Here is a 12,312-nt window from a genome sequence, read left to right as displayed (position 1 = left end):
TTCTTTACGCCAGTCGTTCGGCACGGGCCTGGATAACCGGATCGGCAAAGGCGCCTTGCGCCGCAATGAGTTGCAGCTCATAGGCATCGGCCCGCCAGGTATCCTGCAGCACCCGATCCACCGCCGCATTGGTACGTTCAAAGGCACTCACCGCATCAAACCCTGCCTGCAGATTGGCCAGCATCAGGGCACTGATAAGATCGCCGACGCCGACCGGCTGGCGGGCAAACTCATAGAGCGGACGGGCGATGAGGTAATCCCCCTCGGGAGTGGCCAGCAGCATCTCGAAGCGGCCGGGGTCTTGGGCTGCCCGTCCCAGATGCTTGACCAGCACCATGTTCACGCCCCGGGCCAGCAACCGATGGGCGGCGGCACGGGTCTGGGCCAGATCCGTCAGATGGGTGTCGCACAGGGTCTCCAGCTCCAGCAGATTGGGGGCCATGATGTCGGCGACCGGCAATGCCTGTTCGGTGAGAAAACGGGTAACACCGGGGGCAACAATACATCCCTTCTCCGGATGGCCCATCACTGGATCGCAGAAATAGATGGCATTTGGATTGGCGGCTTTGACGGCCCGAACCACTGTCAGGATCTCATCCCCCTGCTCGGCCGATCCCAGATAGCCGCTCAGCACGGCGTCGCAGTGGCTTAGCACCTCGATATTGCCAAGCCCCTCGATCAGGGCGCTGATATGGCCGGCAGGCATCGCCATCCCCTGCCACCCCTGGGCATATTGGGTGTGGTTGGAAAATTGCACCGTGTTGATGGGCCACACCTCCATGCCAAGACGACGCATGGGAAACACGGCGGCGCTGTTGCCGGCACAGCCAAACACCACATGGGACTGGATTGAGAGAATGCGTTTCATCGACACCACCACACAGAAGAGTCAGGAGAAAAAGCAATATATCGGATGAAGAGAGTGACGCACCACCACTCTCTGGCACGAACAACAAGAAAAATCGTCAACTGCAGACGAATTGACCAATTTAGCACTTGCTAAGCGACATTCTGTAACGCTGCCTCGTGTTAACAGGCATTGATATGGGGAATGTCATCTCTTGTTTGATGGCATATACGAGCAAAATATCGCCACTGAATTTCAACGGTCCGGTCAACGTTGTCTGCCAGCATGATGCCAGCTGGTGCGCACTTGCCCTCCCCACCAAAACGGGGCGGATCAGAGCCTGCCCGCTATGAGGCGCAGGATGTGTTGAAGTGATAGACCCAGCCTTCGTCGCGGGCCATCCCGGCGGGTGGCATCACCAGAGGTGGCAATTGGCTCACCCTGCCAGCGGCGGCATATTGCAGCGCCATCAGGGCGCACAGGGCGGCGTCGTAACGATCTGTGCCTGCTACCACCCCCTCTGGCAGCAAGGCGGCCAGTTCGGGGCGCGCTGCCGAGGCCTTTCCTCCCTGTTTGGCCAGAGCCGGATAGACTTCCAGCACGGCGCGCTCGGCCCGCTCCTGCACCTTGGGAACCAGTTGCAGATCCGCGAGGTGGGGAAGCATGGAGAGGGCCAGGGTCGCGTTGTTGCCCAGGCGGTCGAAGGTGGCCGAGAGGGGCTTCTTGCCATACAGCTGGTGCAGCCAGCGCTCGCAGTCGCGATAGGCGTAGGGGTTGTCTATTTCCCGCTCCGGCACGGCGCAGGAGAGCGCCTTGCCGGCAAGCAGATCTCCCAGCGCACGCGGGAAGGCGAGCGGCGCATCGATGCCAAGGGCTAGGTGCGAACAGGCCTCCACCTGCATCAGGGTCAGCTCGTTTTGCAGGGCCGGACGCAGCAAGGAAGCAAGATCCGGCGCCACCCGCGAGCTCAAACGAAACAGCGGCGAAACCCCCAGCCAGTGCAGGGTGTCGCTTTGCGACTGCCATCCCACCACGGCGACCGCCTGGGCACTGCCCTGCCAACCGCGCACATCCCAGCCAATTCCGATTGCGTTCATCTGCCCTGCCGTCATCTGTTACCTCTTCACCTGTCGCGGGTTCAAGGGGCACAGGGTAATCAGCGCAGGCCCTTAACGCAAAACGGATTGTGCCGTCAGAAGGATTTCCGGAAATTCACCAGCGGCAGAATGGGGAATACGCCGTTCTCGGCATAGTTGGCCAGCCCAATCTGCAACCCATCCAGATGCTTGGTCGCATTGACAAAGCCAATCTGGAAGGTAGTACGTTCGGCATAGTTGATGAAGCCGACGTTGGCCAGCGCATTGCCCCGGGCTATGTTGACTCCCCCCCAGTTGAGCCCCTTCACATTGTTGGTCAGGTTGACGAACCCCAGGTTGACGCCGGTATCCTGCCCGTCATGCCAGTTGACCGCGTTGATGGCCACCCCGCCAAACTGGTGGCGTACCCGCCCGGCCCCGAGAAAGACCCCGAGCTGCAAACCGGTAAACTGATCCACGTCGGAGAGGGCGAAGATCGGCAGGTCGATCCCCTTCACCTGCCCGGTTCGGCCATAGAGAAAAGAGGCTCTCCCCCCTTCCACCTGATGGGACGCAGGCAGATTGACGCCGGGCAGGGAAAATTGCACCGGCGTACTGGCCTGGGCCACGCCACACAGGGTCAGTGCACCACAGGCGAGCAACACGCGGGAAGAGAAAGTCATGGGACGTTCCTTGAGTCATTTGAATAGTGTGAGGATCCTAACAACAAGCACAAATCAGCGCATACCGGGTCTGACGGGTTGCGTCACCTTGCGTCCGATCAGGCGCGCTTCCATGAGCAGGACCACATATTTGAGGCCACTTTTTCCATCGTGAGGCCGCCCTTCCCTTTCCTTGCCTGCCTGAACTGCCTAAAATGGCCGCCCTGCTGTTTCGGCATTCATCCATCTAGAGGATTTCCCATGGAAACGTTTCTGCTCGAAGGTCACCCCTTCGTTGCCTTGTGTGATCTGATCAAGCATCAGGGCTGGGCCGATTGCGGCGGCGCCGCCAAGGCGCTGATCGCCGACGGTCTGGTGGAAGTGGACGGTCAGGTTGAAACCCGCAAGCGCTGCAAGATAGTGGCCGAGCAGGTGGTCAACTTCAACGGCATGAAGGTGGTGGTCAAAGAGGGAATGAGCCCGCAAATCGGCTGATCCCCGCCTTTGATGGAAGAGGCGCGCCCTCTTCCTTGAACTTAGCTGGCCTTGATCGACAGGGTCAGCACGAAGCGCGCCATCGCCTCATCCCCGTTTAGCGACGGGCAGGTGGCCACCACCCGGATGGGGCGGTTGATGCGCTGACCACTCGCCAGCGACTCGTCAATCATGGCATCGATCTCCTCCCCCGCGGCGCAGTCAAATTGTACGTCCCCTTCCGGGCGCTTCAAAAACTCCCCCTGTACATCCTTGAAGGCGAAGTGCACCTTCTTGCGCCGCTGCCGCCCCTTCTCCATCACCAGCAGACCACCCACCAGATCGGCGCCGGTCGCGAGCGCCCCGAAATACATGCTGCCGAGGTGATTGCGGGTACGCCAGCCCAGCGGGATACGAATGCGCAGCGCCCGCGCGTCTATCTGTTCGATGACGGGGGCACAAAATCCGATGACGGGAATATAGCGCCAGGCAAACAGCCGCAGCGACAGGTTGGCTTTCAAACGTTGCAAGTCCATATGCAAACTGATCCGATGAGTTGATGTAAACAACATGTTGCCAGCATGGCTCGCCGGATTCAAGGCAACTGCGACCACCTGCTATTCGCGGGGCGCTCTCACCGCCACCTGCCGCGGCTTCTGCTCGGGCAGCAGGCTCGCCATCTCCGCCAGGATGTAGTCGATGAAGAGGCGCGCCGCGTAGGAGAGCCCCTTCTTGCCGGGATAGACCAGCCAGATGTTGTCGAGGGTGGTTTCATATTCCGGCAGCAGATCGATAAGCTCGCCGCTCTCGACGAACGACTTGACGATGATCTCCGGCAAGATGCCGATACCATCCCCCTGAAAGACCGCATGACGGATGTAATAGGAGCTGTTCGAGATCACCCTGCTGTGGATCACCACCTCGCCCCGATTGAAGATCAGCCGGTTGTCCAGCTGGCCATCCGGCAGACGCAGGGTCAGCACATTGTGCTGGTGCAGATCCTCGAGGGACTCGGGCCTGCCGTGCCGCTCTATATAGTGGGGGGTTGCATAGAGCTTGCGGGTGAAGGGCATGATGGGCCTGGCGACGAAGCTGCCATCGTTCACCACACCGATATGAATGCTGGCATCCAGGCCGTAATTGAAGATATCCCGGTAGCCGACACTGCTCAGGTGCAGCTCTATGTTGATCTTGGGGTATTTCTCCAAAAAGCGCTTGAGCAGATCGTGGATGAAGATGTCGGATTCATTGAGCAGGCCAATCTTGATGTTGCCGGTGGGCTCGTGACTCTGGGTCCGGATCTGCTCATGAGTGTGATCCAGCATGGGAATGATGTTTTGCAGACTGTTGTAATACTCCAGCCCCACCGAGGTCATGGTCAGCCGGCGGGTTGTTCGGGTCAGCAGCTTCACATTCAGCTCGTCCTCGAGATCCTTTATCCGCCGGCTCACGTTGGAGCGCGGAATATTCAGCGCATCGGCGGCACTGGTAAAGCCCCCCAGCTCCACCACTGACAAAAACAGTTTGAGATCATCGATCTTCATCTCGGCTCCCGCCTCTTCATCCCACTCCGCAACATGTCGGCTGCGTCCTTCATCTCATCATTGTCACGAAAATTGAGACAGTGATGACAACTTCACCCTAATTATCTCACCAATTGGATTCGATAACATATATCCATCACACCTGAATAACTGGATTTTCCCCATGCAATACCCCCTGTTTTCCCCTTCTTGCCTCTCGGTACTCATACTGGGAGGCCTGCTCGCCGGCTGCGGCACCGACACGGCCACCGAAGTGGTCAAGCCGCCGCGGCCGGTGAATGCCATGCAGCTCTCCGACAGCAAGAGCCTCTACAGCCTGAAGTTCAGCGGCGAGATCAAGTCGCACCAGAGTGCCAGCCTCGCGTTTCGTGTGCCGGGCACCCTGGAGCAGATCCTGGTCAAGGAGGGGGACAGGGTGAGCGAGGGACAGGTGATCGCACGCCTCGACCCCCATGATTTCCGGGTTCAGCGAGATGCCATTAAAGCCCAGCTTGGCGAGGCGAAAGCCGCCTACAAGCTGGCAATCGTCGAACTGAGCCGCACCCGCCAGGCCGTGCAGGACAAGGCCATGGCCAGCATCAACCTGGAGCGCGCCACCAGCGCCCAGAACCAGGCCAATGCCCGGGTCCAGATGCTGCAGCAATCCCTCAAGCAAGCCGAAGACGCTCTCGCCTACAGCGAGTTGAAGGCGCCGTTTGACGGGATCATAGGCCAGCGTTTTATCGAGGAGCACGAGCAGACCTCGCCGGGCCAGCCTGTCTTCTCCCTGCACCAGCCGACCGCGCTCGATGCCGTGGTCGACGTGCCGGAACAGCAGATTGGCCAGATGAGAAGCGGGATGCAGGCCAATGTAACCTGGTATCGCCAGGAGGCCAGCGTCAAGGCCGTCAGCACCGAAATCGCCAGCCTGCCGGATCCCCTCAAGCGCACCTACAAGGTGACTTTCAAACTGCTGGATAACTCGCCCGAGCTGGTGCCCGGCAAATCCATCAACGTCGAGCTGGCCCTGCCCGCCAGCGAACGTATCTATTGCCTGCCCGCCACGGCTATCAAGAGCCTCGGTGGGCAACCCCAGGTGGTGGCCATCAAGGCCTCGGCGGCGAGCCACGTGCCCGTCACTATCGTCAGCCAGCGCCACGACACCCTTTGTGTGGAGGGTGAACTCAAAGCAGGCAATCAGATCGTCACCGCCGGCAGCGCCCTGCTCAAAGAGGGTCAGGCCATCGCCGTCATCAACCAGGTGGATGGGCAGTCATGAATCTCTCATTGTTCGCCATCCGGCAAAAGACCTTCGTCATCTTCTTTGCCACCCTCTGCGCCATCGCGGGGGTCTACTCCTATTTCGATCTGGGCAAGCTGGAAGACCCCTCCTTCACGGTAAAGAGCGCCGTCGTCGTCACCCTCTATCCGGGCGCCACCGCCCAGGAGGTCGAACAGCTGGTCACCGACAAGATAGAGACCAAGATCCAGGAGATGGGGTCGCTGTGGAAACTCAGATCCCTCTCCCGTCCCGGCAGTTCGATGATCTTCGTCGATCTGCAGGAGAAATACGGCACCGACGAGCTGCCCCAGCAGTGGGACTTGCTGCGCCGCAAGATCCAGGACGTCAAGCTGGAGCTGCCCGTCCAGGCCCAGGTCAGCATTGTGCAGGACGAGTTCTCCGAGGTGTATGGCATGCTGTTCGCCGTCTATGGCGATGACATTCCCATGCATCAGCTGAAAGATCAGGCCCGTGAACTGCAGCGCAGGATCAAGGCAGTGCCCGGGGTCAAGAAGGTGCAACTGCACGGGGTCAACGAGCAGGTGGTCAACATCGATGTCTCCGATGAGCGCCTGGCCGAGAGCCACATCTCCCTCGCGGAGCTTGTCACCCAGCTCAACAGCCAGAACGTCCCGGTGCAGACCGGCGACTATCACCTCGGCATCGAGAACCTGCGCGTCGCCCAGAGCGGCCAGTACCGTAACGTGGAGGATATCCGCAACCTGATGCTCACCACGGGGCAGCCCGGAGCCGGCACAGGCACCTTGCGTCTGGGGGACGTGGCCGATGTCTACCTCTCCTACCAGAGCCCGGCCCTGACCGAGAGTCGCTACAACGGCCAGCAGGCCATCACCCTCGCCGTCAGCCCCCAGGACGGGATCAATGTGGTCAGCATCGGCGACGAACTGACCCGGGTATTGCAGCAATTCGAGGCCGAGCAGCCCCTTGGCACCGGGGTTGGCGTCATCGCCTACCAACCCACCGAGGTGATGAAGTCCATCAACAACTTCGTGCTCAACCTGATCGAGAGCATCGTCATCGTGGTGGTGGTGCTGCTGGTCTTCATGGGCTGGCGCAGCGCCACCATAGTCGGGGCCAGCCTGCTGCTGACCATCCTGTTCACCCTGGTCTACATGAACCTCACCGGGGTCGATCTGCAGCGCGTCTCTCTCGGCTCCTTCATCCTGGCCCTCGGCATGCTGGTCGACAATGCCATCGTCATCGTGGATCTGTTTGCCGCCAAGCTGCGCAAAGGGATAGAACGCACCACCGCCGTCAAGGAGTCGGTACAGGAGATGGCGTTGCCGCTCCTGGGGGCGACCGTGATCGCCTCCCTCGGTACCGCCCCCGTGCTGCTCTCCCAGACTGACTCGGCGGAGTTCTCTCTCTCCATCGTCCAGGTGTTGTGCAGCTCCCTGCTGCTCTCCTGGGTAGTCGCCATGGTAGTCACCCCGTTGATGTGCTGGGCCTTCATCAAGGCATCTGACCAAGATGAGAGCAGCGCGCCCAAGAGCAAGGCGGCCCGCCTGTATCACCAGGCTGTCAACTGGACGGTGGAGAACCCCAAGAGCGCCCTTGCCCTGGTGTTGCCCCTGCTGCTGCTCACCGTGCTGAGCGCGCCCCTGCTCAAGGTCAACTTCATGCCGAGCTCGGATCGCAGCATCGTCTTCCTCGACTACTGGCTGCCGAGCGGCGGTCGCATCGACAACGTCTCCCAGGACATGAAGGTGATCGAGGAGTGGCTGTTGCAGCAACCCGAGGTGGCAAGCATCTCCAGCTACATGGGCGAGAGCGCCCCCCGTTTCTCGGTGACCATAGAGCCGGAGCCGCTAGATCAGAGCTACGGCCAGATCCTGATCAACACCAAACAGTTTGACGACATAGCACCGCTGGTCGCCCGGGGCGATGCCTGGCTCGCAAGCCGCTTCCCCTATGCCGAACCCAGATTCCGCCCGCTCAAGCTGGCCACCAAGGACAAGTTCAGCATCGAGACCCGCTTTGAAGGGCCGGATCCCAAGGTGCTCAAGCAACTCTCGGCACAGGCGCAAGCCATCCTGCAGGCCCATCCCGACACCAAATACATCCGTGATGACTGGCGTCAGGAGAGCAAGGTGATGACCCCCATCATCAACCAGGCAGCCGCTCGCCAGGCGGGTGTCACCCGAACCGACATCGCCCTGGCCATCAGCCGCGCCACCGAAGGAGTACAGATAGGCACCCTGCGCCATCAGGACGACATGATCCCCATCAAGCTGCGAAGCGCCAACGGTTCCCTGGAAAACCTGGAGAGCCTGCCGGTGCGATCGGTCCTCGGCCAGCACAGCGTGCCGCTTGGACAGGTCATCGACGGCATCGAGATCACCGGGGAAGAGAGCATGATCTGGCGCCGCAACCGGCTCCCGGCCATCACGGTGCAGGCCGACGTGAAGGGGGGAACTACCGCCTCCGAGGTGCGCAAGGAGCTGGCTCCCCAGCTGGAGGCCATCAAACTGCCCGCCGGTTATGAGATGCACTGGGGCGGCGAGTACTACGACGAAAAGCGCTCCATCGACGATCTGATGGAGCAGAACCCCAAGGCGGCGGTGATGATGCTCATCATACTGGTGGCCCTGTTCAACGCCTATCGTCAGCCCATCATCATCTTTACCACGCTGCCGCTGGCATCGATTGGCATCATCTGGGCCTTGTTGCTCACTGACAAGCCATTCGGCTTCATGGCCATCGTCGGCATGATCTGCCTCTCGGGCATGATCATCAAAAACGGCATAGTGCTGCTCGATCAGATTGAGCTGGAACGGCGCAGTGGCCGCACCATCGCCGAGGCGGTCAAAGAGGCAACCCTCAACCGCACCATGGCGATCTCCATGGCGGCACTGACCACGGTGCTCGGCATGGTGCCGCTGCTGACCGACAGCCTGTTCGATCAGATGGCGGCCACCATCATCGGCGGTCTGGTCGCGGCCTCCGCGCTCTCGCTGTTCATCATGCCTGCGCTCTACATGCTCTTCTTCCGGGCGGAGCAACAAGCTGAAGCCACAGCCCATAAACAGATTACCGAAGAGGAAAACCGCCATGAATAAGCGCAGCATGGGCGCGATTGCGACCCTGATCATGCTGGGGGGCTGCGCCATGGCCCCCGATTACCAGCCCCCCGAGAGCCGCCTCAACAGCGTCTATCTCAATCAGGGAGCCCAGGGCACCACAACCGAGGGTGAACCCGGCCACACCTGGTGGGCCCAGTTCCACGACCCCCAGCTCAACAGTCTGGTGGCGAGGGCGCAGCGCCAGAACATCACATTGAAGATCGCAAGCCAGCGCATTCAGGCGGCCCAGGCCTACCAGCGCACCGTGGCGTCGTTCAAGGTACCAACCCTGACCCTGGGAGTCGGCTATGCCGACATCCGCCTGAGCGAAAACGAAGCGCTGATGGGACAGGCGGTGAGTGGCATCGCCCTGCCTCCGGCGCTCGGGGGAGGCACGGCCAAGCTGGTCGACCGCGATCCCACCGAGACCTTTGTCGGGATCAATGCTGCTTGGGAGCTGGACCTGTTCGGTCGCATCGACAGCCTGAGCCAGGCCGCCGCCATTCGCGCCGAGCAGGCCGAGATCATGCGCCAAGGGCTCAACACCGCCATGACGGCCGATGTGATCAGCAACTACCTGCAATATCGCGGCGCCGAGGAGCGCATCGCCATCGCCACCAAGAACCTGCGCGAACAAGAGGAGACGCTGACCATGGTCGAGTCATTGCAGCGCACCGGTTACGGCTCGGAACTCGATGTGGCCAATGCCCGCGCCGGCCTTGCCGCCGCCAGGGCCAGCATCCCCATGCTGGAGACGGCCAGGAGCGTCCACCTGAGCCGGCTTGCCGTGCTGCTGGGGGAACCCGTCAGCCAGACCCAGGCCCGCTTCTCGCCCGCCCCCCTGCCGAGCATGAAGGCGCTGGTGCCAACCGGTCTGCCCGCGTCGCTCTTGACTCGTCGACCCGACATCGCCCTCGCCGAGCGGGCCATCGCCGCCAAGAATCAGGAAGTGGGCGCGGCCATCGCCGACCGCTATCCCAAGGTGTTCCTGACTGGAGCCCCCGGTCTGGTCTCCGGCGAGACAAGCTCTCTGTTCGAATCGGGCTCGACCACCTGGGCCCTTGGCGCCGGTGTGTCGTGGAACCTGTTCGACGGCGGCCGCGGCGAGGCCATGGTCAAGATCCAGGAGGCGGGGCTGAAAGAGGCGGCGCTGGCTTATCAGAACCAGGTCAACAGCGCCTTCAACGAGGTGGAAACCACCCTGGTCGCCTACGGCAACAGCCTGCAATACAGCAAGCATCTTGGCGAAGCGAACCAACAGGCGCAAACCGCCCTCACCAAGGCCAAGGCCCTCTACCGGGCTGGTCTGGTCAACCACCTTTCGGTGCTGGACGCCGAGCGCCAGCAAAACAGCGTGCAGGATGCCGAAATCGTGGCACGGCTTAACAGCGCCACCAATGTTGTCCTGCTGCACAAGGCCCTGGGAGGTGACTGGGAAGTTCCCCAACCAGCACCGAGTCAGGGATAAAAGCACCTCACAAAAACGACATCACCGGCCCAGGGCCGGTGATGTCGTTTTCACTGCTTGCAATAGGCCTCAGGCCCGCTTCTCCTCGAGCCAGGCCCCCTGGCTCTGCATCTCGAACAGCTGGGCATAGTGCCCCCCAAGCGCCATCAACTCGCCATGGGTGCCCCGTTCGCTCACCTGACCGCGAGAGAGCAGCAGGATCTCGTCCGCATCGACGACGGTGGAGAGGCGGTGGGCGATGGCGATGGTGGTGCGGCCACGGCGCGCCGCCGAGAGCGCCTGGGAAAGCGCCAGCTCGGTCTGGGAGTCCACGCTGGCGGTCGCCTCGTCCAGGATGAGGATGCGCGGATCCCCCACCAGAGCACGGGCAAACGAAAGCAACTGGCGCTGACCGGCGGAGAGGTTCTTGCCCCCCTCCTCCATCAGGGTCTCGAGCCCCGCAGGCAGACGCTTGACAAAATCAGCGAGCTGCACGTCGCGCAGCGCCTGCCAGAGCCGCTCATCATCAATGCCGTCGCGCCCGAGGCGCAGGTTTTCTGCCAGAGTCCCAACGAAGATAAAGGGATCCTGCTGCACCAGCCCTATGCTGCGACGCACCGCCGAGAGTGACAGGCTCTCCATGGGGTGATCATCGAAGCGAATGGTGCCCTGATCCAGCGGATAGAAGCCCATCAGCAGGCTGATGATGGTGGACTTGCCGCTGCCGGTGTGACCCACCAGCGCCAGCATCTGGCCGGGACGAGCGGCAAAGCTCACCTCATGCAGCACCTGCTGCTCACCGTCGTAGGAGAAGCTCACTCGTTCGAAACTGCCCCGTCCCTGCAAGGCCACAGGATCACCAGCCGTGCTCTCGCGCTCTTCATCGAGCAGGGCAAAAACCCGCTCCCCGGCCACCATAGCCTGTTGCAATTGGTTGAGCTGGTTGGTCATCTCGATGAGGGGCTCGATCATCCGCCCCAGATAGCTGATAAAGGCGTAGAGCACCCCCACCTGGATGGCGCCCCCCGCGCTCAACCCTTCATGAGCAAACAGCGCCAGCAGGCCGATCAGCACCATCATGTAGAAGAGATCGATGAGCGGGCGCAACAGGATGCCGTTGATCTTGAGGCTCTTGAGCCTGGCGGCCCAGTGCTCCTGGTTGACCCCGGCAAAGACATTGGCGAAGTGGCGCTCCTGCACCATGGCCTGAATGACCGGCATCCCCTGCAAGGATTCGTTGAGGCGGCTGTTGATATCGGAGAGCAGGCTGCGAGTAGCCCGCACCACGGGCACGCTCAAGCGTTGATAAAGCCACATCACCCCGGCCACCGCCGGCAGCAACATGGCGCACACCAGCATCAGGCGCAGATCCAGCAGCGCCATCGAGATGAGGATGCCGCACAGGAGCACCACCTTCTGCACCAAGAGACCAATCACCTGTACATAGAGGTTCATGATCGCCTCGGTGTCGTTGGTGATGCGGGAGATAAGCGAGCCGGAGCGATGCTTGTCAAAGTAGCTGGCAGGCAGACGGATGGCGGTGGCGAATACCTGCTCACGAAGAGTCTGTACCACCGCCTGGGCGATGCGGTTGAAGCGCAGGGATTGCAGATAGAAACCAGCAGCCGACACCACCTGCAGGCCGAGGTAGCCCGCCGCAATGGCGGCGATCATGCCCCACTCCAGCCGGCGCGGCGCCAGATAGTCGTCGATAAAGAGCTTGATAAGCAGAGGGCCAGCCACCTCGGCACCGGTGGCCAGCAGCAGGCAGATGCCCGCCTGGGTCAGCCAGGCTGGATAACGGGCGCAATAAGCCAGCAGGCGTTTAATCGTTGGATTCACAAACACTCCCCACTGCGTGTTTCAGGGGCGCAAGACGGGCGCAACAAGTCATTCATTAGCCGTTCAATAGCCGGGT

General features: G+C 61.4%; 10 protein-coding genes. 4 read left to right on the top strand and 6 right to left on the bottom strand.

Annotated features, from left to right (window positions below):
* Positions 1 to 4 precede the first annotated feature (4 nt).
* The 3 genes from pdxY to LA321_RS14950 all read right to left on the bottom strand — a co-directional run bounded on the left by pdxY (position 5) and on the right by LA321_RS14950 (position 2,606).
* On the bottom strand, positions 5 to 868 hold the full coding sequence (gene pdxY, locus LA321_RS14960) for a pyridoxal kinase PdxY (protein ID WP_042071554.1): 864 nt from the start codon (positions 866 to 868) through the stop codon (positions 5 to 7).
* A 326-nt stretch (positions 869 to 1,194) separates the two neighbouring features.
* Positions 1,195 to 1,959: a DUF429 domain-containing protein gene (locus LA321_RS14955; RefSeq protein WP_042071556.1), complete on the bottom strand. Its 765-nt coding sequence runs from the start codon at positions 1,957 to 1,959 to the stop codon at positions 1,195 to 1,197.
* Between the two features lie 80 nt (positions 1,960 to 2,039).
* Positions 2,040 to 2,606, bottom strand: a complete 567-nt coding sequence (locus LA321_RS14950) for a VC2662 family protein (protein WP_042071558.1) — start codon at positions 2,604 to 2,606, stop codon at positions 2,040 to 2,042.
* 240 nt (positions 2,607 to 2,846) lie between these two features.
* Between LA321_RS14950 and ybcJ the strand changes: the two genes are divergently transcribed.
* Positions 2,847 to 3,080 (top strand): ribosome-associated protein YbcJ, encoded by a 234-nt coding sequence (ybcJ, locus tag LA321_RS14945; protein WP_042071562.1) that lies wholly within the window; start codon positions 2,847 to 2,849, stop codon positions 3,078 to 3,080.
* A 41-nt stretch (positions 3,081 to 3,121) separates the two neighbouring features.
* Here ybcJ and LA321_RS14940 read toward each other — a convergent pair whose 3' ends face one another.
* Together LA321_RS14940 and LA321_RS14935 are read right to left on the bottom strand one after the other, a co-directional pair.
* On the bottom strand, positions 3,122 to 3,595 hold the full coding sequence (locus tag LA321_RS14940; protein WP_042071565.1) for a DUF4442 domain-containing protein: 474 nt from the start codon (positions 3,593 to 3,595) through the stop codon (positions 3,122 to 3,124).
* Between the two features lie 81 nt (positions 3,596 to 3,676).
* Positions 3,677 to 4,603: a LysR family transcriptional regulator gene (locus tag LA321_RS14935; protein WP_042071567.1), complete on the bottom strand. Its 927-nt coding sequence runs from the start codon at positions 4,601 to 4,603 to the stop codon at positions 3,677 to 3,679.
* Positions 4,604 to 4,766: 163 nt separating this feature from the next.
* Here LA321_RS14935 and LA321_RS14930 point away from each other — a divergent pair, with 163 nt between their 5' ends.
* Genes LA321_RS14930 through LA321_RS14920 form a run of 3 tightly spaced genes read left to right on the top strand, consistent with a single transcriptional unit; the run spans position 4,767 to position 10,415 of the window.
* Complete coding sequence (locus LA321_RS14930) at positions 4,767 to 5,861, top strand: efflux RND transporter periplasmic adaptor subunit (RefSeq protein WP_052445733.1); 1,095 nt, start codon at positions 4,767 to 4,769, stop codon at positions 5,859 to 5,861.
* Positions 5,858 to 8,944, top strand: a complete 3,087-nt coding sequence (locus LA321_RS14925; protein ID WP_042071571.1) for an efflux RND transporter permease subunit — start codon at positions 5,858 to 5,860, stop codon at positions 8,942 to 8,944. Before LA321_RS14930 ends, LA321_RS14925 begins: the two co-directional genes overlap by 4 nt.
* Positions 8,937 to 10,415, top strand: coding sequence for an efflux transporter outer membrane subunit (locus LA321_RS14920; protein WP_042071574.1), 1,479 nt, complete (start codon positions 8,937 to 8,939; stop codon positions 10,413 to 10,415). Before LA321_RS14925 ends, LA321_RS14920 begins: the two co-directional genes overlap by 8 nt.
* Positions 10,416 to 10,484: 69 nt before the next feature.
* On the opposite strand, the gene LA321_RS14915 is transcribed toward LA321_RS14920, so the two are convergent.
* Complete coding sequence (locus tag LA321_RS14915; protein ID WP_042071576.1) at positions 10,485 to 12,236, bottom strand: ABC transporter transmembrane domain-containing protein; 1,752 nt, start codon at positions 12,234 to 12,236, stop codon at positions 10,485 to 10,487.
* Positions 12,237 to 12,312: the final 76 nt, after the last annotated feature.

The organism is Aeromonas enteropelogenes, from assembly GCF_020097295.1.
Taxonomy (GTDB): domain Bacteria; phylum Pseudomonadota; class Gammaproteobacteria; order Enterobacterales; family Aeromonadaceae; genus Aeromonas; species Aeromonas enteropelogenes.
Note: the sequence above shows the minus strand (reverse complement) of the source record. Positions and strands in the feature narration are given on the sequence as shown.